26 protein-coding genes are annotated in these 25246 nt (G+C 62.9%); 19 read left to right on the top strand and 7 right to left on the bottom strand.

Annotation, left to right across the window (positions count from 1 at the left end):
• Window positions 1–75 precede the first annotated feature (75 nt).
• From ilvN to AC1D08_RS09420, 8 genes are all read left to right on the top strand, one after another.
• Entirely contained in the window at window positions 76–651 is a 576-nt protein-coding gene (ilvN, locus tag AC1D08_RS09455; RefSeq protein WP_013894763.1) for an acetolactate synthase small subunit, read from the top strand.
• Window positions 652–771: 120 nt separating this feature from the next.
• Window positions 772–1368 (top strand): LysE family translocator, encoded by a 597-nt coding sequence (locus AC1D08_RS09450; protein ID WP_457151506.1) that lies wholly within the window; start codon window positions 772–774, stop codon window positions 1366–1368.
• A gap of 241 nt (window positions 1369–1609) precedes the next feature.
• Window positions 1610–2881 carry an efflux RND transporter periplasmic adaptor subunit gene (locus AC1D08_RS09445; protein ID WP_457151505.1) on the top strand — a complete coding sequence of 424 codons (1272 nt, stop codon included), beginning with the start codon at window positions 1610–1612 and terminating at the stop codon, window positions 2879–2881.
• The gene (locus AC1D08_RS09440; RefSeq protein ID WP_477423002.1) at window positions 2878–6039 is read left to right on the top strand and encodes an efflux RND transporter permease subunit; all 3162 of its coding nucleotides are present in this window, start codon (window positions 2878–2880) and stop codon (window positions 6037–6039) included. The genes AC1D08_RS09445 and AC1D08_RS09440 overlap by 4 nt, the downstream gene beginning before the upstream one ends.
• Before the next feature lie 73 nt (window positions 6040–6112).
• On the top strand, window positions 6113–6724 hold the full coding sequence (nthA, locus tag AC1D08_RS09435) for a nitrile hydratase subunit alpha (RefSeq protein ID WP_457151503.1): 612 nt from the start codon (window positions 6113–6115) through the stop codon (window positions 6722–6724).
• Window positions 6721–7380 (top strand): nitrile hydratase subunit beta, encoded by a 660-nt coding sequence (gene nthB, locus AC1D08_RS09430; RefSeq protein WP_457151502.1) that lies wholly within the window; start codon window positions 6721–6723, stop codon window positions 7378–7380. Before nthA ends, nthB begins: the two co-directional genes overlap by 4 nt.
• Window positions 7367–7756 carry a nitrile hydratase accessory protein gene (locus tag AC1D08_RS09425; protein ID WP_457151501.1) on the top strand — a complete coding sequence of 130 codons (390 nt, stop codon included), beginning with the start codon at window positions 7367–7369 and terminating at the stop codon, window positions 7754–7756. The genes nthB and AC1D08_RS09425 overlap by 14 nt, the downstream gene beginning before the upstream one ends.
• A gap of 143 nt (window positions 7757–7899) precedes the next feature.
• Window positions 7900–9027 carry an ATP-dependent DNA helicase gene (locus AC1D08_RS09420; protein ID WP_457151500.1) on the top strand — a complete coding sequence of 376 codons (1128 nt, stop codon included), beginning with the start codon at window positions 7900–7902 and terminating at the stop codon, window positions 9025–9027.
• Window positions 9028–9063: 36 nt separating this feature from the next.
• On the opposite strand, the gene AC1D08_RS09415 is transcribed toward AC1D08_RS09420, so the two are convergent.
• On the bottom strand, window positions 9064–9480 hold the full coding sequence (locus AC1D08_RS09415; protein WP_457151499.1) for a SpoIIAA family protein: 417 nt from the start codon (window positions 9478–9480) through the stop codon (window positions 9064–9066).
• A gap of 113 nt (window positions 9481–9593) precedes the next feature.
• Between AC1D08_RS09415 and AC1D08_RS09410 the strand changes: the two genes are divergently transcribed.
• The 4 genes from AC1D08_RS09410 (at window position 9594) to AC1D08_RS09395 (ending at window position 15524) form a co-directional block, all read left to right on the top strand.
• Complete coding sequence (locus tag AC1D08_RS09410; protein WP_457151498.1) at window positions 9594–10334, top strand: pyridoxine 5'-phosphate synthase; 741 nt, start codon at window positions 9594–9596, stop codon at window positions 10332–10334.
• 97 nt (window positions 10335–10431) lie between these two features.
• Window positions 10432–12345: a potassium transporter Kup gene (locus tag AC1D08_RS09405; RefSeq protein WP_457151497.1), complete on the top strand. Its 1914-nt coding sequence runs from the start codon at window positions 10432–10434 to the stop codon at window positions 12343–12345.
• A gap of 183 nt (window positions 12346–12528) precedes the next feature.
• The gene (locus AC1D08_RS09400) at window positions 12529–14448 is read left to right on the top strand and encodes a potassium transporter Kup (RefSeq protein WP_477423000.1); all 1920 of its coding nucleotides are present in this window, start codon (window positions 12529–12531) and stop codon (window positions 14446–14448) included.
• A gap of 35 nt (window positions 14449–14483) precedes the next feature.
• Window positions 14484–15524, top strand: coding sequence for an SDR family oxidoreductase (locus tag AC1D08_RS09395; protein WP_457150251.1), 1041 nt, complete (start codon window positions 14484–14486; stop codon window positions 15522–15524).
• Window positions 15525–15568: 44 nt separating this feature from the next.
• Here the strand turns inward: AC1D08_RS09395 and AC1D08_RS09390 are convergent, their stop codons facing one another.
• Window positions 15569–16459 (bottom strand): SDR family oxidoreductase, encoded by an 891-nt coding sequence (locus tag AC1D08_RS09390; protein ID WP_457150250.1) that lies wholly within the window; start codon window positions 16457–16459, stop codon window positions 15569–15571.
• A 136-nt stretch (window positions 16460–16595) separates the two neighbouring features.
• Between AC1D08_RS09390 and AC1D08_RS09385 the strand changes: the two genes are divergently transcribed.
• Complete coding sequence (locus AC1D08_RS09385; protein WP_457150249.1) at window positions 16596–17006, top strand: winged helix-turn-helix transcriptional regulator; 411 nt, start codon at window positions 16596–16598, stop codon at window positions 17004–17006.
• A 143-nt stretch (window positions 17007–17149) separates the two neighbouring features.
• On the top strand, window positions 17150–18334 hold the full coding sequence (locus tag AC1D08_RS09380; protein WP_457150248.1) for an FAD-dependent oxidoreductase: 1185 nt from the start codon (window positions 17150–17152) through the stop codon (window positions 18332–18334).
• On the opposite strand, the gene AC1D08_RS09375 is transcribed toward AC1D08_RS09380, so the two are convergent.
• Together AC1D08_RS09375 and AC1D08_RS09370 are read right to left on the bottom strand one after the other, a co-directional pair.
• Window positions 18297–19010, bottom strand: a complete 714-nt coding sequence (locus AC1D08_RS09375) for a glutathione S-transferase family protein (protein ID WP_457150247.1) — start codon at window positions 19008–19010, stop codon at window positions 18297–18299. The two genes, AC1D08_RS09380 and AC1D08_RS09375, sit on opposite strands and share 38 nt — an antisense overlap.
• Before the next feature lies 1 nt (window position 19011).
• Complete coding sequence (locus AC1D08_RS09370) at window positions 19012–19317, bottom strand: Rieske (2Fe-2S) protein (protein ID WP_457150246.1); 306 nt, start codon at window positions 19315–19317, stop codon at window positions 19012–19014.
• 96 nt (window positions 19318–19413) lie between these two features.
• Here AC1D08_RS09370 and AC1D08_RS09365 point away from each other — a divergent pair, with 96 nt between their 5' ends.
• Window positions 19414–19872: a MarR family winged helix-turn-helix transcriptional regulator gene (locus AC1D08_RS09365; RefSeq protein ID WP_457150245.1), complete on the top strand. Its 459-nt coding sequence runs from the start codon at window positions 19414–19416 to the stop codon at window positions 19870–19872.
• Between the two features lie 14 nt (window positions 19873–19886).
• Here AC1D08_RS09365 and AC1D08_RS09360 read toward each other — a convergent pair whose 3' ends face one another.
• Window positions 19887–20318, bottom strand: a complete 432-nt coding sequence (locus AC1D08_RS09360) for an anthrone oxygenase family protein (RefSeq protein WP_457150253.1) — start codon at window positions 20316–20318, stop codon at window positions 19887–19889.
• A gap of 157 nt (window positions 20319–20475) precedes the next feature.
• Between AC1D08_RS09360 and AC1D08_RS09355 the strand changes: the two genes are divergently transcribed.
• Window positions 20476–21129 carry a TetR/AcrR family transcriptional regulator gene (locus tag AC1D08_RS09355; protein WP_457150244.1) on the top strand — a complete coding sequence of 218 codons (654 nt, stop codon included), beginning with the start codon at window positions 20476–20478 and terminating at the stop codon, window positions 21127–21129.
• Between the two features lie 24 nt (window positions 21130–21153).
• Window positions 21154–22173, top strand: coding sequence for a ketol-acid reductoisomerase (gene ilvC, locus AC1D08_RS09350; RefSeq protein WP_095087167.1), 1020 nt, complete (start codon window positions 21154–21156; stop codon window positions 22171–22173).
• A gap of 197 nt (window positions 22174–22370) precedes the next feature.
• On the opposite strand, the gene AC1D08_RS09345 is transcribed toward ilvC, so the two are convergent.
• Window positions 22371–22928, bottom strand: coding sequence for a BA14K family protein (locus tag AC1D08_RS09345; protein WP_457150243.1), 558 nt, complete (start codon window positions 22926–22928; stop codon window positions 22371–22373).
• Window positions 22929–23114: 186 nt separating this feature from the next.
• Between AC1D08_RS09345 and AC1D08_RS09340 the strand changes: the two genes are divergently transcribed.
• Both AC1D08_RS09340 and AC1D08_RS09335 read left to right on the top strand, forming a co-directional pair.
• On the top strand, window positions 23115–24227 hold the full coding sequence (locus AC1D08_RS09340; RefSeq protein ID WP_457150242.1) for an endonuclease/exonuclease/phosphatase family protein: 1113 nt from the start codon (window positions 23115–23117) through the stop codon (window positions 24225–24227).
• A 7-nt stretch (window positions 24228–24234) separates the two neighbouring features.
• Window positions 24235–24951: a hypothetical protein gene (locus AC1D08_RS09335; protein WP_457150241.1), complete on the top strand. Its 717-nt coding sequence runs from the start codon at window positions 24235–24237 to the stop codon at window positions 24949–24951.
• Here the strand turns inward: AC1D08_RS09335 and AC1D08_RS09330 are convergent.
• On the bottom strand, window positions 24948–25190 hold the full coding sequence (locus tag AC1D08_RS09330; RefSeq protein ID WP_457150240.1) for a hypothetical protein: 243 nt from the start codon (window positions 25188–25190) through the stop codon (window positions 24948–24950). The two genes, AC1D08_RS09335 and AC1D08_RS09330, sit on opposite strands and share 4 nt — an antisense overlap.
• Between the last annotated feature and the right edge of the window lie 56 nt (window positions 25191–25246).

Raw genomic sequence — 25246 nt, 5'->3', positions numbered from 1 at the left:
CCGAGGCAGGGCTGTCGCGAGAAGCCGTGCGAAAACAGAGAATTAGCTCAATAGTTTGAAATCGAGATTGATGTCATGAACGCACAGCACCTTCAGCCCACGGGCTCCGCCTACTTCATCGCCAAGGAGACGGAAAGGCCGGAGAACCACACGCTTTCCGTGCTGGTCGACAATGAGCCGGGCGTGCTCGCCCGGGTCATTGGCCTGTTCTCCGGGCGCGGCTACAACATCGAGAGCCTGACCGTCTCCGAGACCGAGCATGAGAAGCACCTGTCGCGCATCACCATCGTGACGCGCGGCACGCCGCATGTGCTGGAGCAGATCAAGCATCAGCTCGAACGCATAGTGCCGGTCCACCGCGTGGTCGACCTGACCGTGCGTTCGCACGAGTTCGGCCAGGAGCGGCCGCTGGAGCGGGAACTGGCGCTGGTCAAGGTTGCCGGCACCGGCGAGGCCCGCGTCGAGGCGCTGCGGCTGGCGGACGCCTTCCGCGCCAGCGTCATCGACGCCAACACCGAGCATTTCATCTTCGAGATCACCGGCAAGGGCTCCAAGCTCGACCAGTTCATCGCCATCATGAAGCCGCTCGGCCTGGTCGAGATCTGCCGCACCGGCGTGGCGGCGATGAACCGCGGCCCGCAGGGGATGTAGGCACGGCCGGGCCTTCCAAATCTTTGACAAGCGTAGGTCTGGCTCGGTCATAGACCGGCAACTGGTCTTTGTGCAGTTGCCGAAAAGAGACAATAATGCTGACGTGTCTGGGAGGATATCATGTCGCTTGACGCATTCCTTGCCCTGCTCGTCTATGCCTTGGTGACGTCGATCACGCCGGGGCCGAACAATTTCATGCTTCTGGCATCGGGAGTGAATTTCGGCATCGTCAGGACGGTTCCGCACATGCTGGGCATCAGCATCGGTTTCCTGGTGCTGCTGGTGGCGGTTGGGCTTGGCCTGGGTGCGGTGCTGACCGCGTTTCCGATCCTGCATACGGCACTCAAGGTCGCGGGCGGCGCCTACCTGCTCTATCTTGCCTGGAAGATCGCCATGTCGCGTTCGCTTGCCGGCAAGGGTGAGGCGAAGGGGCAGCCCATGCGCTTCATCGACGCGGCGGCGTTTCAGTGGGTCAACCCCAAGGCATGGGTTATGGCGATCACCGCCATGGCCGTCTACACCAATCCGGAGCATCCGTTCCTGTCGGTAGTGTTGATCTCGGTGGCCTTCACCGTCGTCAACTTGCCGAGCGTCTCGGTGTGGGCGGGTTTCGGCACCGCGCTGCGCGGTTTCCTGTCGGACCCGGTGCGGCTGAAATGGTTCAACATCGCCATGGGCGTGCTTCTGGCGGCGACGTTGTGGCCGATGCTGCGCTAGGTGTGTCGACATTCAGCTGATGCGGGCAGGTGATGCCGGCCTGACCTGAAACCCGGCCCACCTTGGTCGGCTGCACATCCATTGTGCAGTGCACATTAAATCTTCGTAATGCCGTGTTTTGGCCCTTTTCCGACAAAGGCGTGTCCTATCTATTCGGCGAAATCGCGGCAACGGGCCGTGATTTGCGCTAGAATGCGAACCATCGGCCCATCGCGTGTCGGATGGAGAGGGCCTTTTGACCATGCGTGGAAAAGTCGTTCTTTCGTTGCTTGCCGTCGCTTGCCTCGGCGCGGCGGGCTGGCTCTATCTTTCGCCGAACGCGCTAGGCAGGGTTGAACAGATCATCGGCGCAAAGCAGGTGGCTGCGGCGGACCAACCGGCCGCGGCTTCGGACAAGAAGGGCGCCACCGCGGCGCGCTCCGCCTCCATCCTCTCGGCCGTCGCTTCGACGGCCGATTTCCCGATCCGGCGCTATGCGATCGGTTTCGTCTCGTCTCCGGCCGTCGTCAGCATCAATGCACGGGTGTCCAGCCAGATCGTATCGATCGACGTCAAGGACGGGCAGATGGTGAAGACCGGCGACGTTCTGTTTTCACTGGATGATCGCGCGCTGAGGGCGCAACTGGCCAAGGACCAGGCGGCGCTCGCCAAGGACCAGGCGATGCTCGCCAGCTCGAATTCGGATCTCCAGCGCGCCAAGGACCTGGTCGCCAAGCAGGCCGGGACGCAACAGACCTACGACCAGGCGGTTGCGGCGCAAAAGGCGGCGACAGCGACCGTGGATGCCGACAAGGCGACAATCGACGCCGACAACGTCCAGCTTGGCTTTGCCACGATCACCGCGCCGATTTCCGGCCGGCTTGGCGCCGTCAATGTCGCGGTCGGCGACCTGGTCACCACCAGCAATGGCAACAACAGCAGCACGGCAACCCCGCTGGTGACCATCACCCAGATGGACCCGCTGCAGGTCAACTTCAATCTGCCGGAAAGTAACCTGGCGCTTCTTCATAAGGCGCTTGCCGCGCCGCAGCAGGGTGCCGTGACGCTGACCAAGGACGGCGATCCGACGCCGATCGGCAAGGGTACGCTCGATTTCGTCGACTCCAGTGTCGACACCGCTTCCGGAACGATCGCGACGCGGGCGAGCGTGCCGAATGCCGATCTCTCCTTGTGGCCGGGCCAATATGTCAATGTCGTGCTCGATGCCGGCATCATGCCTAAGATGACATCGGTTCCCACGGTTGCGGTGCAGCCCAGCCAGAAGGGGCCGTTCGTCTACGTGGTCAAGCCGGATAACACGGTCGAGATGCGGCCGGTGGAGGTGGCACTGACCGAAGGTGAAAACAGCGCCATCAGCCAGGGGCTGAAAAGCGGTGAGAAGGTTGTCACCGAAGGCCAGACAAGGCTGAAGGACGGCGCCGCCGTGCATGAAGGCAAGGCCGCGACCGGTGGCGGCGGCCAAGCCGCTCCCAAGGTCGCGCAAGCCGGCAAGGCCGGCGAGGCGGCCCAATGATCTCCGAATTCTGCATTCGCAGGCCAGTCGCCACCCTCCTGATGTCGTTCGCCCTCGTGCTGGGCGGACTGTTCGCCTACAAGTTCCTGCCGGTGGCGGCGCTGCCCAGCGCCGAATTCCCGGTGGTCAACGTCTCGGCGCAGTTGCCCGGCGCCTCGCCGGAAACCATGGCCACGTCGGTGGCGACGCCACTCATCAAGCAATTCGCCACCATCGCCGGCATCGATTCCATTTCGACAACCAACTCGCTCGGTTCGACCTCGATCGCCATCCAGTTCGTGCTCAACCGCGACATCGATGCGGCCGCGGCCGACGTGCAGGCGGCGATCGCGCGCACGCAGAAATCATTGCCGCCGCAGATGACGGCGCCGCCGAGCTATCGCAAGGTCAATCCGGCCGATGCGCCGATCCTGCTGATGTCGCTGGTCAGCGACACGGTTCCGCTGACAGATCTCGATGCTTTCGCGGAAAACGTCATCTCGCCGTCGCTCTCGACGATCGACGGCGTCGCGCAGGTCTCGATCTTCGGCCAGCAGAAATATGCGGTGCGCATCCAGATCGATCCGACCGCGCTTGCCGCGCGCGGCATCTCGATCGACCAGCTGCAGGCAGCGATCGCGTCTGCAAACAGCAACACGCCGCTCGGCGTGCTGCAGAACGACAAGCAGCAGCTCACCATCACGGCCAACACGCAACTGACCAACGCTGCCGGCTTCTCCAACCTCATCATCGCCACCAAGAACGGTCACCCGGTACGGCTGGGCGAGGTGACCCGCGTCGTCGATTCGGTGCAGACGACCACCACCGCAAGTTGGTACGATGGTACCCGCGCGATCATCATGGCCGTGCAGCGCCAGCCCGACGCCAACACGGTCGACGTCGTCGACAAGGTCAAGGCGATGTTGCCGTCCTTCCAGGACCAGATGCCGGCCGCCGCCTCGATCAAGCTGCTCAACGACCGTTCGACCTCGATCCGCCAGGCTGTCGATGACGTGCAGTTCACGCTGCTGTTGACCATCGCGCTGGTGGTCATGGTGATCTTCGTGTTCCTGCGCCGGGTAACGGCGACCATCATCCCGGCCGTGGCGGTGCCGATCTCGCTGATCGCCACGCTTGGCGCGATGTTCCTGTTCGGCTTTTCCATCGACAACATATCGCTGATGGGCTTGACGCTTGCGGTCGGCCTTGTCGTCGACGATGCCATCGTGATGCTGGAAAACATCTTCCGCCATATGGAGGAGGATGGGTTGTCGGCATTCGATGCGTCGCTGAAGGGCGCGCGCGAAATCGGCTTCACCATCATCTCGATCTCGATATCGCTGGTCGCCGTGTTCATCCCCGTGCTTCTCATGGGCGGCGTGATCGGGCGCATCTTCAACGAGTTCGCCGTCGTGGTGACGGTCGCCATCCTGGCCTCGATGTTCGTGTCGCTGACGCTGACGCCGATGCTGTGCTCGCGGCTGCTGTCGGTTACGAAGGCCGATCGCGACAAGCATGGCCCCGGTCACAAGCAGGATTTCATCACACGCGGCTACGACCGGATCTTGAGCTTCTGCCTGCGGCACACCTTCCTGGTGTTCCTCGTCTTCATCGGAACCGCGGCAGCGTCGGTATGGCTGATCCAGGTCTCGCCGAAGGGCTTCTTCCCGCAAGAGGATATCGGCCAGATATCGGTGACGACCATCGCGCGCCAGGACATCTCGTTTGACGCCATGGCAAAGCTGCAGGGGCAGGTGGCCAACGTCTTCTCGCATTCGCCTTATGTCGACCATGTGGCGTGGTCGGCGGGCAGCGGCAACAATGCGCTCAACCAGGGGCAGCTGTTCGTCCAGCTCAAGGGGAAGGACCAGCGTCCCGATATCGAGAAGGTCCTTTCGGATCTAAGGCGACAACTGGCCGGCGTGGCGGGTATCGAGACCTACATGCAACCGGTTCAGAACCTGAGGCTGGGTTCGCGGTCGTCGGCCAGCGCCTATCAGCTCGTGGTTCAGGGCCTGGATACCGGCCAGACCGATATCTGGGCGCAGAAGATGAACGACGCGATGGCGGCCGACCATGCGACCTTCGCCGACGTCACCAGCGACCTGCAGAACAATGCCCTGCAGGCGACGCTGGTGGTGGATCGCGACAAAGCCGCCCAACTCGGTATCGATACCGACACCCTGCGTTCCGCTCTCTATGGCGGATTCGGCACCGACCAGGTTTCGACAATCTTCGGTTCGGCCGACAGCTACGAAGTCATCACCGAGCTCGATCCCAAGATCGAATGGTCGCCCGAGCGGATGCTGGCCATCCAGATGAGGACGGCGAGTGGCAGTCTGGTGCCGCTTGGCGCCTTTGCCCGGGTCGATCGCACGGCCGGCGCCTTGACGGTCAACCAGCTTGGCCAGCTGCCCGCGGTGACCATCTCCTACAATCTGCCGCAAGGCGTGGCTCTCGGCGACAGCGTGACCCGCATCAACGCGCTCAAGGAGCAGATCGGCATGCCGACGGCGATCTCGACGACCTTTGCCGGCACGGCCAAGACCTTCCAGGATTCGCTGGCCAACCAGGGCCTGCTGATCGGCGGCGCCATCCTGACCATCTACATCGTGCTTGGCATCCTCTACGAAAGCTTCATTCACCCGCTCACCATTCTCACCGGCCTGCCATCGGCGGTGCTTGGCGCCGTCGTTGCGCTACGCTTTGCTGGCATGGATCTGTCGGTGATCGCGGTGATCGGCATTCTGATGCTGATCGGCATCGTCAAGAAGAACGGCATCATGATGGTCGACGTGGCGCTGGAATTGCGACGAGACGGCTTGTCGGCCACCGAGTCCATCCACAAGGCCTGCCTCATGCGTTTCAGGCCGATCATGATGACGACGCTGGCCGCACTGATGGGCACGTTTCCGATCGCGCTCGGCACCGGCGCCAGCGCCGAGCTGCGCCAGCCGCTGGGTGTTGCCGTTGTTGGCGGCCTGCTTGCTTCGCAGGCGCTGACCTTGTTCGTGACGCCGGTGATCTATGTCTACATGGAGAATTTCTCGGGCTGGCTGGTCGGGCTGATGCCGAAGCGCAAGGCTGAAGAGATCCCGAAGGAACCTGTGAGGCAGCCCTCTCTGTTCGATGTCAACGAGGAGCAGCAGCTCGAACCGCAGAAGACGGCCGCCGAATAGAATCCAAGGTCGCCAGGATCTGGCCCAAGGCGTTGCGCTTGTGGTGGCATCACCAGAAACGTAATTTGCCGGCATGTCACACGACCACGATCACGACCACGACAACGAGCTCGATCCCTTTGCCGCGCGGGTACGTGCGCTGGAGACGATCCTCACTCGCAAGGGGCTGATCGATCCGGCCGCGATCGATGTCATCGTCGACACCTACGAGACCAGGATCGGCCCGCGCAATGGCGCCAGGGTGGTGGCGAAGGCCTGGAGCGATCCTGCCTATGCCGACTGGCTGAGGCGCGATGCGACGGCAGCGATCGAATCGCTCAGCTACACCGGCCGCCAAGGCGAGCATATGCAGGCGGTCTTCAACACCGAGGAGACGCACAACCTCGTCGTCTGCACGCTGTGCTCCTGTTATCCGTGGTCGGTACTCGGCCTGCCGCCGGTCTGGTATAAGGCGCCGCCCTACCGCTCGCGCGCGGTCATCGATCCGCGCGGCGTGCTGGAGGAGTTCGGGCTGACGCTGCCGGCCGACAAAAAGATCCGCGTCTGGGATTCCACCGCCGAGCTGCGCTATCTCGTCGTGCCGATGCGTCCCGACGGCACCGAGGGCTGGAGCGAGGAGCGGCTGGCCGATCTGGTGAGCCGCGACGCGATGATCGGCACCGCTTTAGCGAGCCAGCCGGCATGAACGGGCCGCAGGACCTCGGCGGACAGATGGGCTTCGGTCCGGTCGCGCCGGAAATTGACGAGCCGTATTTCCATGCCGCCTGGGAAAGGCGGGCGCTGGGCGTGACCTTATGCGCAGGCGCGATGGGCGCGTGGAACATCGACGAGAGCCGGCATGCGCGGGAATCGCTGCATCCCGCCGATTACTATGCCTCCAGCTACTACGAGATCTGGATCAAGGCGCTGGAAGTGCTGCTCAAGCGCCATGGTTTTGTCAGCGAGCGCGATCTCAAGGCAGGCACCGCAGTCGATCCGGCGGCGGCGCCGAAACGGGTGCTGAAGGCCGAAAACGTGCCCGCGGTGCTGGCCGACGGCGGTCCTTGCGACCGCCCGGTGGTGCAATCGGCACGGTTCAAGGCCGGCGATCCCGTACGGACCAAGAACTTCAACCCGACCGGCCACACGCGGCTGCCGCGCTATGCACGCGGCAAGCATGGAACGATCGAGGCGGTGCGCGACGGCTTTGTGTTTCCAGACAGCAACGCGCATGGCGAGGGCGAAAACCCGCAATGGGTCTACACGGTGGTTTTCGAAGGGTCGGAAATCTGGGGCGAGGGCGCCGACCCGACGCTGAGCGTGTTGATCGATGCCTGGGAGAGTTATCTTGAGCCGGCGTGAGGCAAACGGACCCGCCGCCGATTTGCTGCTTGGCGTCGATGCCCCGGTCTTTGCCGAGCCATGGCAGGCCGAAGCATTCGCCATGACGGTTGCGCTGCATGACGAGGGCCAGTTTTCGTGGGGCGAATGGGCGCAGGCACTGTCGGCGCAGGTGAAGAAGCCAGGTGCCGCGGTTGACGGCAATGACTATTACGAACATTGGCTGGCGGCGCTGGAAAGCTTGCTTGTTTCGAAAGGGCTGACCGCCAAGGCGGATGTCGATGCCATGGCTGAAGCCTGGGAGCGCGCCGCGCACGCCACTCCGCATGGCAAGCCGATCCTGCTGGAGAACGACCCCAGGCCGACCAGACAGGTCGTGGCGGCAGCCCGACCATAACCGCGGCGTTGCCACGTCTGTTCTCTTTACGTTCTTGTTTGCGCCTGATAGCCTGACCCGTCCGTGGCGCTGAAGCGCCCCGACACGTCGATGGTGGTGGCGGCTATCTTGTCTTTCCCTTGCGAATCCGGTCTCTCGCGCTGATGGAATTCTCTCCCCAACAGGACGAGGCGCTGCAAGCGGTTGCCCGCTGGCTGAAGACCGGAAAGCCGCAGCTGTTCCGGCTGTTCGGCTATGCCGGCACCGGCAAGACGACGCTGGCGCGCTATTTCGCCGAGCATGTCGACGGCCAGGTCCAGTTCGCCGCCTTCACCGGCAAGGCCGCACAGGTGTTGCGCTCCAAGGGCGCGATCAACGCCCGCACCATCCATTCGCTGATCTATCGGCCGAAGGGCGAGGAATCGGTATCGGATGAGGTCACCGGCAAGACCTCGATGTCGCCGACCTTTTCGCTCAACCGGCAAAGCCCGATCTCGCGGGCGAAACTGGTCGTCATCGACGAATGTTCGATGGTCGACGAACAGCTTGGCCGCGACCTGATGAGTTTCGGCACGCCGATCCTGGTGCTCGGCGACCCTGGCCAGCTGCCGCCGATTTCGGGCGGCGGCTTCTTCACCGACCACGAGCCGGATTTCCTGCTCACCGAAATCCACCGGCAGGCGCGCGACAACCCGATCCTGCGGCTGGCGCTCGATGTGCGCGAGGGCCGCGAATTCATGCGCGGCGACTATGGCACGGCCCAGGTGATCGGCAAGGAAGACGTCACCCAGGAGCTGGTGCTGAAGGCCGACCAGGTGCTGGTCGGCACCAACCGCACGCGGCGACGCTACAATCAGCGGCTGCGCGAACTCAAAGGCTTCAATGCCGACTATCCGCAGGCCGGCGACAAGCTCGTCTGCCTGCGCAACGATCCGGCCAAGGGCCTGCTCAACGGTTCGCTGTGGAAGGTGATGACCTCGTCGCGCGAGACAGTGAAGCCCGGCATCAACCTTCTGGTGTCGCCGGAAGAGGACGATCCGGATCGCGGCGTCGCCAAGATCAAGCTGCTCAAGGCAGCCTTCGAGGATCCGGATGCCGACATCCCCTGGCAGCAGAAGAAGCGCTTCGACGATTTCGACTATGGTTACGCGCTGACCGTGCACAAGGCGCAGGGCTCGCAATGGAACGAGATCGTGCTGTTCGATGAAAGCTGGGCCTTCAAGGAAACCCGCCAGCGCTGGCTCTACACCGCGATCACGCGCGCGGCCGAGCGGCTGACGATCGTCAGGTAGCAGGCATTCGCCGAGACCCTGCGGGGCTGTCGTGTTTCAGCCGCGACCCTGTTGATCTTCGGTCGGCCGGGCTCCAAGCCATTGCCAGGCCGAGGCTTCGTCCTCGGTCTCGAAATGCTTGAATTCGATTGACGGCGCATCCCGCATGACATGTCGCGCGTCGGCGGTCCAGTCCGGCTCGCCGATCGTCGCGCAACGGCCGACATGTTGCATTGCATGGGCGGTGCCTTGCGTCAGGGTCTCTTCGGCAATATTGGCCCAGTCGACGCCATCGTGATCGACAAGGCGCACCAGCACGTCGATATGTGGGTGAAGGGCATAGGCTGCCTCCATCAACCCGAAAAGGTTTTCGCCATCGGCCCCCGAGACGTGGCCGACGACATCGATGGCGAGAAGATCGTCACGGCTGGTCTCGAGACGACGGATAGCCGGTACGGCATCGAGAAAATTCATGGCGCTTCCTTTCGCGGACTCACTTCATCACGCTTGGAACACTCGAAACCCCCTGTCTGTTCCCGCCAAAGGCATTATAGGTGGCGCGTCGAATGATCTCCGAGGCCGCTTCCATGCCCGCAAAACTCTCCGTCAATCTCAATGCCGTCGCCATGCTGCGCAACAGGCGTGACCTGCCGTGGCCGAGCGTGACGGGCCTCGGCCGCATCGCGCTCGCAGCCGGGGCGCATGGGCTGACGGTGCATCCGCGCCCCGACGAGCGGCACACGAGACACTCGGATCTGCCTGAGATACGGTCCCTGATCGACGACGAATTTCCGCGCGCGGAATTCAACATCGAGGGCTATCCGACCGAGGATTTCCTGGTGCTTGTGGAAAAGCATCAGCCCGAACAGGTGACGCTGGTGCCGGACGATCCGGCGCAGGCGACGTCGGACCATGGCTGGAACTTTGCCGCCGAGGCCGCGTTCCTTATTCCGATCGTCAGACGCCTGAAGAAGAGCGGCTTTCGTGTGTCGCTGTTTTCTGACCCGGACCCTGCGGGCGTGACGGCAGCGCGGGACACCGGCGCCGACCGCATAGAGCTTTATACAGGTCCGTATGGTAGTTATCATTCCGATCCCGCCGGAGCGGCCAAGGAATTGGAAAGACTGGGAAAAACCGCTGATGCCGCGCTTGCCGCCGGTCTTCAGGTCAATGCCGGGCACGATCTGGTGGTCAGGAACCTTCCGGCACTGGCAAAGCGCATTCCGGCATTAGCCGAAGTGTCGATCGGACATGGATTGACAGCCGACGCGTTGGAGTATGGCATGGCCGGCACGGTGGGGCGGTTCCTGAAGGCCTGCGGGTGGTAGGGTAGAGCCGCGCATTGAAAGTATGGCAGCCATCGCGTGCAATTGATATCGTATCGCAGCATGCATAGAGCGCCGCGCGCTTGTCGGAGAGTGGTCGATGGCCCTTGCCAGTAGCGGTAGCGAGGCTGGAACCGTCGAACAATCGAGCCATTCCGAGGTCGAAAAGCACAGCACCAAGGTTCTGATGCTAGGCGCACTCGGTGTCGTCTATGGCGATATCGGCACCAGCCCCATCTACGCCTTCCGAGAGGCGCTCCATGCTTCTCCCGGCACCGATACGCGCAGCGATGTGCTGGGCGTTCTGTCGCTGATCGTCTGGGCGCTGACGATCATCGTCACCATAAAGTATGTCGCCTTCGTGCTTCGTGCAGACAACAAGGGCGAGGGCGGTACGCTATCCCTGATGGCGCTTGCACGAAGCGCCTATCCGAAAGGCGCCCGACTAATTCTCGGGATCGGGCTTTGCGGTGCGGCGCTGTTCTTTGGCGACGCTATCATCACACCGGCCATCTCCGTGCTGTCGGCGGTCGAAGGCCTGGAGGTGGTGACCCCGACACTGGATGCCTATGTCGTGCCCATCACGTTGGTCATCCTGGCCCTTCTGTTTTCGGTGCAACGCTTCGGCACCGGAAAGGTCGCGGCGGTGTTCGGGCCGGTGACAGCGCTTTGGTTCCTGGCCATCGGCATTGCAGGGCTCTATCACCTGACGGACGATCCATCGGTCCTGATGGCGATCAATCCTTACTACGCCGTCTATTATCTCGCCGGTACTCCGACCGCCGCCTTTGTCACCGTCGGTGCCGTGTTCCTGGCCGTGACCGGGGCCGAGGCGCTCTATGTCGATCTCGGCCATTTCGGGCGCAAGCCGATCGTGATGGCCTGGTTTTCCGTGGTTTTCCCGTGTCTGCTGCTCAACTATTTCGGGCAAGGCGCCTTTGTCCTGGCCAATGGTGGCAGGCCGACCAATCCATTCTTTCAGATGCTGCCTGACTGGGCACTGATGCCGATGGTGGGCATGGCAACGGCCGCGACCGTTATCGCCAGCCAGGCGGTCATCTCAGGCGCTTTTTCACTGACCCGTCAGGCCGTGCAGCTCAACCTTCTGCCGCGCATCGAGGTGCAGCATACCTCTGAAATGCAGCTCGGGCAGATTTACATGCCCCGCGTCAACCTGCTCATCGCGATCGGGGTGATGCTGCTGGTGGTTGGTTTCGGCAGCTCGAGTGCGCTGGCCTCCGCTTACGGAATTTCGGTGACCGGCGAAATGCTGATGACGACCATTCTGCTGTTCGTGGTGATGCGCAAGCTGTGGAAATGGAAGCTGGCGCTTGCCTTGGCTCTGGCCCTGCTGTTCGGCATTATCGACAGCGGTTTCTTCTTGGCAAACGTCGTCAAGATATTCGAAGGCGGATGGGTATCAATTACTGTCGCCTGCATGATGGGGCTGATCATGTCGACATGGATTCGCGGCACCCGCTATCTGTTCGACAAGACCCGGCGCAACGAGATTCCGCTCGATTTCCTCGCCGGCAATCTGCTGAAGAAGAAGCCGCAGCTGGTGTCCGGCACCGCCGTGTTCCTGACCAGCGATCCCTTGAGCGCGCCAACGGCACTGATGCACAGTCTGAAGCACTACAAGGTGCTGCATGAGCAGAACGTCATCCTTTCGGTGGTGACCGCGCCGCAGCCGGTGGTGCCCGACAGCGAGCGGGTCAAGATGGAGACGGTCAACGAGCTGTTCATGCGGGTGACGCTGACCTTCGGCTACATGGAGCAGCCCAACATCCCGCGCGCGCTGGCGATCTGCCGCAAGCAGGGTTGGAAGTTCGACATCATGACGACCTCGTTCTTCCTGTCGCGACGTTCGCTCAAGGCCTCGCCCAATTCCGGTATGCCGGTGTGGCAGGATCGGTTGTTCATCGGCCTGGCGCGCACGGCGGCCGACGCGACCGAATATTTCCAGATCCCGACCGGCCGTGTGGTAGAGATTGGTACGCAGGTAGCGATCTGACGGACGCATATGCTGCCGGTCCTGCTGGTGGGACCATGCCTGCAGATCGAGCCCGCGAATCTCGCGTGGACCGATGATCTTCCGAGCAGCCGAGCGTTGCCGGCATGGGAGCCATCACGCGACGGCACTTGATATTGCATCGCAGCAAGCGTAGATGACCGCGCACTTATTGGAGTGTCGTCCATGGCCCTTGCCAATGCTGGTAGTGAGGCAGAACCCGTCGAACAATCGAGCCATCCTGAAATCGAACAGCACAGCACCAAGGTGTTGATGCTGGGCGCGCTTGGCGTCGTCTATGGGGATATCGGCACCAGCCCGATCTATGCGTTCCGCGAGGCGCTGGTGGCATCGTCCCGCGGTAGCGTGGCGGATCGCGGCGATATTCTTGGCGTTCTGTCGCTGATCATCTGGTCGCTGACGATCATCGTCACCATCAAATACATTATGTTTGTGTTGCGCGCCGACAACCGCGGCGAGGGCGGCGTGCTGTCGCTGATGGCGCTGGCGCGCGGCAGTTTCCCCAAGCGTTCGGCGCTGATACTTGGCATCGGCATCGTCGGGGCATCGCTTTTCTTCGGTGACGCCGTCATCACGCCGGCAATCTCGGTGCTGTCGGCCGTCGAGGGCATGAATGTCGTCACGCCTGCCTTCCAGCCTTATGTGGTGCCGCTAACTCTGGTCATTCTTGCCWTGGTGTTCGCCGTACAGCGCTTTGGCACGGGCGGGGTGGGATTGGTGTTCGGCCCAGTGACCGCAGTATGGTTCCTGGCCATTGGCCTTTCCGGTCTCAACCACATCATCGCCGATCCGGAAATCCTGTGGGCCGTGAGCCCACACTACATCGTTGCCTTTCTGATCAATTCGCCCGACGTCGCCTTCGTTACCATCGGCGCCATCTTCCTCGCCGTCACCGGCGCCGAAGCGCTCTATGCCGATCTGGGCCATTTCGGCCGCAAGCCGATCGTGCTCGCCTGGCTGGCGATCGTGTTTCCCTGCCTGCTGCTCAATTATGCCGGGCAAGGCGCCTTCGTGCTGGCAAAGAACGGCGTGGTCGGCCATCCGTTCTTCGAGATGAATGAGGGCTGGACGCTGATCCCGATGGTCGTGCTGGCGACTGCTGCGACCGTGATCGCCAGCCAGGCGGTGATTTCCGGCGCCTTCTCGCTGACCAGGCAGGCTGTGCAGCTCAACATGCTGCCGCGTCTGGAAATCCTGCACACATCTGAAAAACAGTCCGGCCAGATCTATATGCCGCGCGTCAATCTCCTGCTGGCGCTGGTGGTGATGATGCTGGTCGTCGGCTTCGGCGAGTCCAGCAAGCTGGCGTCGGCCTATGGTATTTCGGTGACTGGCAACATGCTGGTGACAACGGTGCTGCTCTATGTCGTCATGACGCGTATCTGGAAATGGCAGCTGTGGCTGGCCGTCTCGCTGACGGCGCTGTTTGCCTTTATCGACATCGGCTTCTTTGCCTCCAACATCGTCAAGGTGTTCGAGGGCGGCTGGGCATCGCTGGCTGTGGCCTTCACCATCGTGCTGGGCATGTGGACCTGGGTGCGCGGCAGCCGCTATCTGTTCGACAAGACCCGGCGCAACGAGATCCCGCTCGATTTCCTCGCCGGCAATCTCTTGAAGAAGAAGCCGCAGCTGGTGTCCGGCACCGCCGTGTTCCTGACCAGCGATCCCTTGAGCGCGCCAACGGCGCTGATGCACAGCCTGAAACACTACAAGGTGCTGCATGAGCAGAACGTCATCCTTTCGGTGGTGACCGCGCCGCAGCCGGTGGTGCCCGACAGCGAGCGGGTGAAGATGGAGACGGTCAACGAGCTGTTCATGCGGGTGACGCTGACCTTCGGCTACATGGAGCAGCCCAACATCCCTCGCGCGCTGGCGATCTGCCGCAAGCAGGGCTGGAAGTTCGACATCATGACGACCTCGTTCTTCCTGTCGCGACGTTCGCTCAAGGCCTCGCCCAATTCCGGCATGCCGGTTTGGCAGGACCGGTTGTTCATTGGCCTGGCGCGTACGGCGGCCGACGCGACCGAATATTTCCAGATCCCGACCGGCCGTGTGGTAGAGATCGGTACGCAGGTGGCGATCTGACGGGCCCTTGCCGATGAACGGTTGAGGAGGCGGGAATGAGCGGCGAATTGGTGCTTGTTACCGGTGGCTCCGGCTTCCTCGGCGCGCATTGTATTCTCGAACTGCTGAACGCCGGCTACCGTGTTCGCACGACCGTGCGCTCGGCCAAACGCGAAGCCGATGTTTTGGCCATGCTCAAGGCAGGCGGCACCGAGCCTGGGGCGGCGCTCTCGTTTGCCGTCGCCGATCTGATGGCCGATGCCGGCTGGCCGGATGCGGTGGCCGGTTGCGACTATGTGCTTCATGTCGCCTCGCCATTTCCGCCCGGCGTGCCGAAACATGAAGACGACCTCATCATCCCGGCCCGTGAGGGTGCGCTCAGGGTGTTGCGCGCGGCGCGGGATGCGAACGTGAAGCGCGTCGTGCTGACCTCGTCCTTCGCGGCAATCGGTTATGGCAAGCTGCCGCCCGGCGGGCAGCCGTTCACCGAGGAGAGCTGGACCGATCCGACGGCCAAGGTTAGCGCCTATGTGAAATCGAAGACGCTCGCCGAACGCGCCGCCTGGGATTTCATTGCCGCGGAGCGTGGCAAACTGGAACTCGCGGTCGTCAATCCGGTCGGTATCTTCGGGCCGGTGCTCGGCCCGGACCATTCGACCTCCACCGAATTTGTCCAGCGTATGTTGAACGGTGCCATGCCGGGGCTGCCGCGCCTGTCCTTCGGCGTTGTCGACGTGCGCGACGTGGCGGACCTGCATGTGCGTGCCATGACCAATCCTGCCGCCAGGGGCAAACGATTCCTGGCGGTTGCCGGCGATTTCATGACCGTGCGGGAGATCGCGCAGACTTTGAAAACCCGGCTTGGCGATGCCGGGGCGCGCGTCTCGACGCGGGAACTACCCGATTGGCTGGTGCGCATCGTGGGCCTGTTCAACCCGGAAGTCGCACAGTTGGTGCCGGAATTGGGCAAGGTCAAGAATGCAACCAAAGCGAGGGCCGTGCGCCTGCTAAGCTGGGCGCCGCGATCACGCGAGGACGCGCTGGTTGCCACCGGCGAAAGCCTCATCCGGCTCGGTCTGCTCAAAAAGGCGAAGTAGCGCCGGAAGCCGGGGTTCGGCTTCCGGGACCACTCACCTGACCGTCAGCCTGCCAAGGCAGCCTTGTTGGTCTCGAGGAACTGCTTCAGCGACACCGACTTGCGGCCGGAGAGCTTTTCCACGGCGTCCGTCACCATGCCAAGACCGCCGCCCCGCGTGGTGGCGTCGAAGGACACCAGAAGCTTGGCGAAGGGCTCAGGCAGGCCGGCTGCCTTCATGCCCTCGGTCAGGGCGTCGTCGGAAAGCTGCACGACCTGGATGGGCTTGCCGGTGACTTCGGTGACAAGGGCCGCGACCTCGGCGGTCGTAAAGGCCTGGGGTCCGGTCAGCGTGTAGGTCGCGCTCTCGTTGATGCCGGAGGCGAGCCCCGCGGCGATCGCCGCCGCGAGATCGTCGCGCGCGCCATAGGAAATGCGGCCATCGCCCGCCGACGTGTACCATTGGCCCGACGCCAGGATTTGCGGCGTTGCCATGAACAGGTTCTCGTCATACCAGCCATTGCGGAAGATCGTATAGGCAATGCCGCTCGCCTTGATCGCTTGTTCGGTGTCGTAGTGGTCGGGCGCGAAATGGACCGGTGAACCCGGCTCGGGGTTAGGCATCGAGGTGTAGAGCAGGTGGGCGACGCCGGCCTTGCTGGCCGCGGTCACGGCCGCGAGCTGCTGCTCACGGCGCTTTCCCTGCACCTCAAGTTCGTTGGTCGAGATGATGAGCGCCCGGCCGGCGCCCGCGAAGGCCTTGGCAAGTGATGCCGGATCGTTGAAGTCGGCGGCCCTGACGACAACGCCGCGCGCCGCCAGGTCGGCAAGGTTGGCCGGCGTGCGCGTGGTGGCGATGATCTGCGCCGCCGGGACGTTGAATGTGTCCAGCAGGTGGTTGATGACGCTGCGGCCGAGTTGGCCTGAAGCGCCGGTGACGAGGAGGGTTTTGCTCATTGGATATCCTGGCATGGGTCGGAGAGGAGTGGGGCAAAAGGTGGTCTCAAAAAGAGACCAGCACTAAAATAGGAATTGACCCGTGGCCGTAAAGAAGGCAGTTTTTCGGGAGGTAGGCACAATCAGGGAACCAGCCGTGGACAGCACCATCGTCAATCTCAGATCCAAGCTCGAGATCTACAAATCCTTGAGCGATGGCGGCAACATCGCCGATTGCCCGGTCCGCGATGTGATCCAGGGGCTGAACGGCAAATGGAGCTCGCTGTTGATGGCGGCACTGGCCGAGCAGCCCTATCGCTTCGGCGAGCTGCGGCGGCTGGTGCCCGACATTTCACAGCGCATGCTCACCCAGACGCTCTACGACCTGCAGCGCGACGGCTATGTGCATCGCGAAGTGTTCCCGACCAAACCGCCAAGCGTTGAATACAGCCTTACCGACCTTGGACGCTCGATGTTCGGCGCCTTGCACCAGCTGATCCTGTGGGCTGAGCTCAACCACGACGCGGTGCGCAACGCGCGCGCCGGTTTTGATGCGGCCCAAGGGTGAGCCGGCCAGCGAAGCGGACAAAGCCAAGGGCTGCGGCTTGATTTAGTCCGCCCGCTGAAGGACTGTCCGGCGAGTTCGGCTTTGGGGGCATTGGCATTTCCTACGATATCGCGATTGCCGGGGCCGGCCCGGCGGGGCTCGCCATGGCGCTCTATCTCAAGCGCGCCGGGCACAAGGTCACCATGTTCGAGCGCTTCGAGGAGCCGAAGCCGGTCGGTTCCGGGCTGATCCTGCAGCCGACCGGGCTGACGGTGTTGGCTGATCTCGGCCTGCTCGACGACATACTGGCGCTTGGCAGCCGTATCGACCGACTGCATGGCGCCGATGCCGCCACCGGCCGCACTGTTCTCGACGTCCGCTATGATGCCCAGCGCGGCCACCGCTTCGGGCTGGCGGTGCATCGGGCGGCTCTGTTCGGCGTGCTCTTTCGTGCTGTGCAGCGCGAAGCGATCGCCATCGAGACAGGTGTCGAGATCGAGACTCTGGAGACCGGCGAACGGGCAACGCTGGTCTGTGGCAACGGCCGCAGGGAAGGGCCGTTCGACTTCGTCGTCGACGCCAGCGGCTCACGCTCGAAGCTGCGGCAGTGCACGGGCAATGCAGGCGCGCCACGGCCGCTCACCTACGGCGCGTTCTGGGCCTCGCTGCGCTGGCGCGATGAAGGTTTCGACGAGCACGCGCTATTGCAGCGCTACGACAAGGCCAGCGTGATGATCGGGGTGCTGCCGATCGGCCGGCCGCAGCCGGGCGCTGAAAAGATGGCGGCCTTCTTCTGGAGCCTGAAGCCGGCGGACGCCGATGAGGTGCGCAACCGGGGCCTCGACGCCTGGAAGGAGAGGGTGGTTCGGCTGTGGCCCGAGAGCGAGGCATACACCAGCCAGATCGAGGATTTCGACCAACTTTCGCTGGCGCGCTACGGCCACCACACGATGAAGCGGCCGGCCGGGCGGCGGCTGGCCGTCATCGGCGACGCCGCGCATTCGACCAGTCCGCAGCTGGGGCAAGGGGCGAACATGGCGCTGCTCGATGCGGCCGCGCTCAGCCATGCGCTGGCGCGGACGCCAGACGTCGAGGCGGCACTTGAAGCCTATGCGAAGGCACGGCGGTGGCACGTGCGTGTCTTCCAGGCGCTGTCGCTGGCGTTCACGCCCTTCTACCAGTCGGACTCCATGGCGCTGCCCTTCATCCGCGACAGGCTGGTGGCGACGGTGGCAAGAGTCCCGCCGGCGCCACAGTTCCTTGCCTCGATGGTGGCCGGCACGGTGGTTGATCCGTTCAGGTGTATCGGGCTCAAGGAAGCGCGATGGCCAGATCGTTCCGCTGAATAATCGTCGTGAGTTGCGACTTCTTCGCCCGCAGAAAGGTATGCAGGCGCTGCGGGTAGTCCGGCGCGACGGCCTGCCTGATCGACGGACGCTCCCTCAACGCCTGACGCCAGGCCCGGACGAACGGCTTGCCGTCCAGAATGCCGAAATCGCCGATCCGGTCGAACACGTCGAGATATCTGAAAACAGGGCCGTGGACGGCGTCGACAAGCGAGAAGTGCTCGCCGGCGAACCATGGTCCGTTCCGTTCGGTGTCCGCCAGTTCGGCTTCGAGACGATCGAACATCGCCGACAGCGCGCTGGTTTCGGCGAGGAAGCCGGCCTCCGTCGTGGCCGAATAGAACCGGCCGATGGCGTTGAGGATTGCCGAGCCGAACTCGATCCAGGCACGATGCCGGGCGCGGGCATAGGGGTCGGCGGGGTGGAGTGGATTGGCTTGTGTCTCTTCGAGGAATTCGAGAATGACAGCGGATTCGAAGATCACCGTTTCCTCGCCATTTCGCTGCACGCGCAGCAGCGGCACCTTGCCGAGCGGCGAGATCGCTCTGAACCAGGCCGGCTTGTTGGCGAGGTCGATATCGACGCGCTCGAACGGCACGCCCTTTTCGGCCAGTGAAATTGCCGCGCGCTGCACATAGGGGCAGAGAGGATGGCTGACGAGAATGAGCTTGTCGGTCATCTCACTCTCCCCAGACATAGTTCAACGCGCCGTCCTCGACGCGCGTCGACAAGAACATCAGGCGGGAATCCTTTGGCGCCGGACCGTCGACGCGGTCGCCGCTGGCCATGTCGAACGAGGCGCCATGCCATTGGCAGACCAACCTGCCGTCCTTGCAGTCGAGCGGGCCACCAAAGTGCAGACAGACATTGGCGGCGGCGCGGATGCGCTCGCCGCTGCGGTAGACATGGACCTCGCGGCCGAAGAACGGGGCGATCAGGCTGCCCGTCTGCGGAATGTCGGCGACCTTGCAGATTTCGTGTTTCATGACGCGTTCTCAAAGTTGATGCAATTGCATCTATATAGATGCATCTGCATTGACCGTCAAGCTTGATGCAATTGCATCTATCGCCTATGGTGGGCCATGACTGAGAAAGCCATGCCTTCGCCCGAGGCCATCACGGCCTGGGCCCGCCTGATGCGCGTTTCGCGCCAGCTCGTGGAAAGTGCTGAAGACGCGCTGAAGGAAAGCGGCCTGCCACCACTTGCCTGGTACGACGTGCTGCACGAACTCGCCGAGGCGGGTGAGGGCGGCTTGCGGCCGTTTCAGGTGATCGAGCGCACTTTGTTTGCGCAATACAACGTCTCGCGGCTGCTGGCCCGGCTCGAGGCAGACGGGGTGGTCGAGAAACTGCCGGTGGCCGATGACGGCCGCGGCCAGACCATCCGTATCACGGCCAGGGGCCGCGAGATGCGTCGCCAGATGTGGGCTGTCTATGGGCGATCGATTACCGAACTGGTCGGTGCCAAACTCTCCGCTGATGAGCTGAACATGGTGTCGGCACTCCTGGGTCGATTGCGCTATCCTCCCCTTGCGGACTGATGATCTGGCGCCGGTCAGGCCGAATGACTGCCCCAGAGAAAGGCCAATGTCGCCAGCACGCCAAGGGCCACGCGAACCCGGTGCAGATCGCCCCACTTGACGATCAGGGACCGGGCTTGCGGATTGCCGGCGCCTGCGTCCATCGCCTCCAGCACCCTGTTGGTCGGCATCATGGCGATCAGCGTCCACGGCCAGGGCAGGATGATCAGCACCGCGCCGACCAGAAAGGCGAAACCGCCAGTCTGCCACCAGGCAATGAGACCCAGAACGCAAGCAACAATGGCAATCGACGCCTGCATGGCGGCGCCACGCTTGTAGGAAGGTTGCCATTCCTGCAACAGCGCCTTGTCGTCGATACGAAGCCGCGCCGGTTGCTCGGCGACACTGACGTAGATCGCGGCGCCAGAGAATACGGCGGCAACCGTCAAGGCCAACAATCCGATCAGCATCTTCTTCCCCGCGCAAGCCGTCCGGCGCCGACGCCATACAGGTAGAAATAGGGCTTGCAAGGCTGGGAACAATACGCCATAGAAGAGGCGAACCGTAACGTACGGTACGGCTCGCCGAAAATGACCGGCCGGCCTTACCTGCCGAGAGAATAGCGTGTTGGACATCGTGCCCGAGATCGACACCAGCGAAGCGCTGACGGAGCGGCAGAAAGCCGTGCTCGACGCAGCGCTGCGGCTGCTCGTCGAGGAGGGCGATCAGCTGACCATGACCGCCGTGGCGCGTCGGGCAAGCTGCTCCAAGGAAACGCTCTACAAATGGTTCGGCGACCGTGACGGGCTGCTGACGGCGACGGTGCAGTGGCAGGCGTCCAAGGTGCGGGTGGCGCAAGTCGATGGCAAGGGGCTCGATCTTGTGTCGCTGACCGCAAGCCTCGAACGCTTCGCTTCCGACTGGCTGAAGGTTATTTCGAGCGACACCTCGATCGCGCTCAACCGCGTAGCGGTCAGTCATGCTGGTTCCGGCAAGGATAACCTTGGCGCCGTGGTGCTGGAGAATGGCCGCTTCGCTTTGGCCAAGCGGCTGAAGCCGCTGCTTGAGGCCGGACGACAGGCTGGACTGCTCGACTTTGCGGATGCCGAGACGGCGTTCCGAACCTTTTTCGGGCTGGTCGCCCGCGACGTGCAGATACGTCTGCTGCTCGGCGACCGGCTGGAATTGACTGAGGCGGCGATCGGCGGCGATGCCGCGCGGGCGACGCAGCAGTTTCTCGCTCTTTTCAAGAGCAACAACCGGCCGCAAGGCCTCTGATTCATAACCGGGAAGGAAGACAAAATGCGTGTCTATTACGATCGCGATGCCGATCTCAATCTGATCAAGGGCAAGAAGGTTGCTATCATCGGCTATGGCAGCCAGGGCAGGGCGCACGCGCTCAACCTCAAGGATTCGGGCGCCAAGGATATCGCCATCGGCCTCAAGGCCGGCTCGGCGACCGCCAAGAAGGTCGAGGCCGACGGTCTCAAGGTGATGAGCGTGGCGGACGCGGCCAAATGGGCCGACCTGATGATGATGGCGACGCCTGACGAGCTGCAGGCCGACATCTATCGCAACGAGATCGCGCCGAACATTCGTGACGGCGCTGCAATCGCCTTCGCGCACGGCCTCAATGTGCATTTCGGCCTGATCGAGCCGAAGGCCTCGGTCGACGTCGTCATGATTGCGCCGAAGGGCCCTGGCCACACGGTGCGCGGCGAATACCAGAAGGGCGGCGGCGTGCCGTGCCTGGTCGCCGTCAACCAGGACGCCTCGGGCAATGCGCTTGACTTGGCGCTGTCCTATGCCTGCGGCGTCGGCGGCGGCCGTTCGGGCATCATCGAGACCAATTTCCGCGAGGAGTGCGAGACCGACTTGTTCGGCGAGCAGGTCGTGCTGTGCGGCGGCCTGGTCGAGTTGATCCGCGCCGGCTTCGAGACGCTGGTGGAAGCCGGTTATGCGCCGGAAATGGCCTATTTCGAGTGCCTGCACGAGGTCAAGTTGATCGTCGACCTGATCTATGAAGGCGGCATCGCCAACATGAACTATTCGATCTCGAACACCGCCGAATGGGGCGAATATGTCTCCGGCCCGCGCATCATCACCGCCGAGACCAAGGCCGAGATGAAGCGCGTCCTGAAGGACATCCAGACCGGCAAGTTCACCTCGGAATGGATGCAGGAATATCGCGCCGGCATGTCGCGCTTCAAGGGCATTCGCCGCAACAATGACAGCCACCAGATCGAGGAAGTCGGCGCCAAGCTGCGCGCGATGATGCCGTGGATTTCCAAGAACAAGCTGGTCGACAAGGCCAAGAACTAAGTTAAATCCACGTTCTTGCCTTTGCGTGTCCTCGGGCTTCGCCCTGCGGGCACGCGGGGATTTCCAAGAACAAGCTGGTCGACAAGGCCAAGAACTGAACCTTGCGCTCGAAGTCCTTGGGTTCGAAGAGCTGAAAATGAAAAACGGCGCCACATGGCGCCGTTTGTCATGTCAGGGCTCCGCTACAGACTAGCTCGTCAATAGGGCGAGTAGCACTGCTGACGCGGGCCGCCATAGGGCTGGAACGTGTTGTCCCAGGCGCGATACGACCGGTAGCGGTTATAGCACCATTGGACATGGGCGCTCGAAACCCGCGTGCGGTAGTAGCGGCGCGGTGGCGCGTCGTAGTAATTGTAGTTGTTGTACATGCTGCCGATGCCGAGCCCAAGGCCAAGGCCTAGAAGGGCAGCCGCGCCGTCATCGTAGTAGCCGCCGCCGTGATAATGATGGCGACCATGGCGCCAACGCCAATTGTCTCCATTGTTCCAGTTTCCGCCGCCGCCATTCCAGTGTCCGTGGCCACCGTTCCAGTGTCCGTTTCCGCCATTCCAATTGCCCGACCGGCGCCATCTCCAATTGCCGCCATTGTTGCCGCCCGCCCAGCCTTCGCGAACCACCATCGGCGCCGCAGTGCTGGCGGGGATCGACACGTCGGGCTGCATCATCGGCCCTGCGGCGGACGGCGCCGTGACGCCGGACAGGATACCGAGGGCTATCAGCCCGGATTTGACCGTGGAAGAAAAGAGCGAGTTCATTGCACTCTCCAAGAGACACAGGCCCCACGCCTATTTTAGGGGGCCTATTGTGGATGTTTGCATCTGAACGGCGGATGAACGGAAAGGTTCCGTCAACCATGGCGCGAGTGGCGTCAGGACCGATCGATCTCCGCTGGCGGTCCTGCGACCTTGTTTTCCGCCGCGCTTGCGGGCAAAGGTCATGACATGTCGCTGCGCCTCGCCACCTTCAATGTCGAGAACCTGATGAACAGGTTCGATTTTTCCGGCTATCGCAACCAGCTCAACGAGGATCGCACGCTGGCGCTGTTCGATATCCAGAGCGAGGCGGAATACAAGATGCTGGAGCAGGCGCGCGCCATCGCCCAGTCCGACGATACGCGCCAGCTGACGGCGCTGGCGATCGCGGCCACCCGCGCCGACATCATCTGCATGCAGGAGGTCGACAATATCGAGGCACTGAAGGCCTTCGAATATGGCTATCTGTTCAAGATGGTGGGGCAGGGCTACCGGCAGAAATACACCACTTCGGGCAATGATTCGCGCGGCATCGACGTTGCCGTGATGATGCGCAACGAGACCGCGCAGGGCCAGTTGATCGAATTCGTGCGCATGACCAGCCATGCCTACGTCACCTACGAACAGTTCGGGCTGCACACGCCGGAACTCGAGGCACTCGGCAACCAGGCCAACGAGCGCATCTTCCGGCGCGACTGCCTGGAAGTCGACGTGACCGTGGGCGGTGTACCGCTGACGCTTTATCTGGTGCACTTCAAGTCGATGGGCTCGCCCCGCAACGGGCTAGACGGACGCGAAGCGACGATGCCGGTGCGCATCGCCGAGGCTCAAGCCGTGCGCCGGATCATCGAGGAGCGTTTTGGCAAGGACCATGCCGCCGACAAGCGATGGGCGATCTGCGGCGACATGAATGATTACCGGCAACGCGTGAAGATCGCCGGCGACGCGATCGACGGCCACCGCTTCGAGGTGGTCAACGAGAACCAGTCCTGCATCAACGTGCTGACAGCAGGCGGCTTCTGCGAAAACGTCGTCGAGCGGCGGCCGGAGATGAACCGCTGGAGTTTCTACCACACGCGCGGACCGGAAGAACGGCATCTGTGCCAGCTCGACTACATCCTGTTGTCGAAAGGGCTCGCCGCCAGCAACGCGACGGCCGTTCCAGACATCATCCGGAACGGCCAGCCCTGGCGCACGATTTTCCCGCCCGGCCAGGAGGTCGACCGGTTTCCGCGCGCCGGCTGGGACAGGCCGAAGGCATCCGATCATTGTCCCGTGGCGATCACCTTGGACATGACCTGATACGCCGATGAGTTTCGACCTGCCGCGCAATGTCATCCTGCCGGTCGATGCCGTCGACGTCCGGCTCGATCCCAGCCCGCACCCGTTCGCACTGGACAATGCGGAGGCTATCGTCGAGAACTGGCAGCGCGAGCTGGCAGCCAAGCCGGCGCTGTTCGACGGCACGGTGGTGCTGCTGTCGCAACTCACCTATCGCGACAACCGTCTTGTCGGCCGCTGCCATGCGGTCAACTACTCCACCTTCATGCTTTGGCGTAAGCGGCGTGAGAATTCGGGCGCCGAACATGCCTATGCCCATGCCGTGCTGGTGGCCGGCGACAATGCGCTGGTGGCGATCCGCATGGGCTCGCACACGGTCAATGCCGGGCGCGTCTATTTCGCCGCCGGCTCGTTCGAGCCCATCGACTTTCGCGACGGCCAGGTCGACGTCGATTTCAACATGATCCGCGAGGTGCGCGAGGAGACCGGTCTCGATCTGTCGGACGCGTCACGCGGCAAGCGCTACCACGTCCTGTCGACGGCCAGCGGTACGGTGATCTTCCGCCGCTATCGCGAGACTGCTCCGGCCGACGAAATTGCCCGGCGAATCTCAGCCTTCGTCGCCACCGAGACCGAGCCGGAAATCGATGGGCCGGTCATCATCCGCCACGCCGCCGACCTGCCGGACGGATTGGCGGCGCATATGAAGCCGCTGGTCGAGTGGCATTTTGCGGGCGTGGACTAGCGAAGCGTCTTGTCCTGCGCCGCCTTGCGATCGTTGCGGGCGGCGACGAAGAACAAGATAAAGCCAAGACCCAGCAAGCCGCCCATCGCCATTCCCATGGTCTGTCCGACCACTGTCTGGAAATCGGCGGTAACCCGATCGGGATCGGCCATGCCGAAGCGGGCGAGATACCACCAGATGCCTGCAAGGACTGCTTCGATGACGACCATCGCCAGGATCAGTCGTGCCTTCTTGCTCATGTGCTGTTCGCCCCCGACCAGAGATATCTTGCCTTAGGGCCTGGAGATCGCCGAGT

Source organism: Mesorhizobium sp. P2_E6 (assembly GCF_056403835.1).
Note: the sequence above shows the minus strand (reverse complement) of the source record. Positions and strands in the feature narration are given on the sequence as shown.

Bases quoted from the DNA above. Each gene is read 5' to 3' on its own strand.
- AC1D08_RS09395 (WP_457150251.1), top strand. From the start codon at position 14,484: ATGAGCGGCGAATTGGTGCTTGTTACCGGTGGCTCCGGCTTCCTCGGC.
- AC1D08_RS09390 (WP_457150250.1), bottom strand. From the start codon at position 16,459: ATGAGCAAAACCCTCCTCGTCACCGGCGCTTCAGGCCAACTCGGCCGC.
- AC1D08_RS09410 (WP_457151498.1), top strand. From the start codon at position 9,594: ATGCCCGCAAAACTCTCCGTCAATCTCAATGCCGTCGCCATGCTGCGC.
- AC1D08_RS09445 (WP_457151505.1), top strand. From the start codon at position 1,610: ATGCGTGGAAAAGTCGTTCTTTCGTTGCTTGCCGTCGCTTGCCTCGGC.
- AC1D08_RS09330 (WP_457150240.1), bottom strand. From the start codon at position 25,190: ATGAGCAAGAAGGCACGACTGATCCTGGCGATGGTCGTCATCGAAGCA.
- nthA (WP_457151503.1), top strand. From the start codon at position 6,113: ATGTCACACGACCACGATCACGACCACGACAACGAGCTCGATCCCTTT.
- AC1D08_RS09370 (WP_457150246.1), bottom strand. From the start codon at position 19,317: ATGAAACACGAAATCTGCAAGGTCGCCGACATTCCGCAGACGGGCAGC.
- AC1D08_RS09415 (WP_457151499.1), bottom strand. From the start codon at position 9,480: ATGAATTTTCTCGATGCCGTACCGGCTATCCGTCGTCTCGAGACCAGC.
- AC1D08_RS09345 (WP_457150243.1), bottom strand. From the start codon at position 22,928: ATGAACTCGCTCTTTTCTTCCACGGTCAAATCCGGGCTGATAGCCCTC.
- AC1D08_RS09335 (WP_457150241.1), top strand. From the start codon at position 24,235: ATGAGTTTCGACCTGCCGCGCAATGTCATCCTGCCGGTCGATGCCGTC.
- nthB (WP_457151502.1), top strand. From the start codon at position 6,721: ATGAACGGGCCGCAGGACCTCGGCGGACAGATGGGCTTCGGTCCGGTC.
- AC1D08_RS09440 (WP_477423002.1), top strand. From the start codon at position 2,878: ATGATCTCCGAATTCTGCATTCGCAGGCCAGTCGCCACCCTCCTGATG.
- ilvC (WP_095087167.1), top strand. From the start codon at position 21,154: ATGCGTGTCTATTACGATCGCGATGCCGATCTCAATCTGATCAAGGGC.
- AC1D08_RS09375 (WP_457150247.1), bottom strand. From the start codon at position 19,010: ATGACCGACAAGCTCATTCTCGTCAGCCATCCTCTCTGCCCCTATGTG.
- AC1D08_RS09450 (WP_457151506.1), top strand. From the start codon at position 772: ATGTCGCTTGACGCATTCCTTGCCCTGCTCGTCTATGCCTTGGTGACG.
- AC1D08_RS09380 (WP_457150248.1), top strand. From the start codon at position 17,150: ATGGCGCTCTATCTCAAGCGCGCCGGGCACAAGGTCACCATGTTCGAG.
- AC1D08_RS09340 (WP_457150242.1), top strand. From the start codon at position 23,115: ATGTCGCTGCGCCTCGCCACCTTCAATGTCGAGAACCTGATGAACAGG.
- AC1D08_RS09365 (WP_457150245.1), top strand. From the start codon at position 19,414: ATGACTGAGAAAGCCATGCCTTCGCCCGAGGCCATCACGGCCTGGGCC.
- ilvN (WP_013894763.1), top strand. From the start codon at position 76: ATGAACGCACAGCACCTTCAGCCCACGGGCTCCGCCTACTTCATCGCC.
- AC1D08_RS09420 (WP_457151500.1), top strand. From the start codon at position 7,900: ATGGAATTCTCTCCCCAACAGGACGAGGCGCTGCAAGCGGTTGCCCGC.
- AC1D08_RS09405 (WP_457151497.1), top strand. From the start codon at position 10,432: ATGGCCCTTGCCAGTAGCGGTAGCGAGGCTGGAACCGTCGAACAATCG.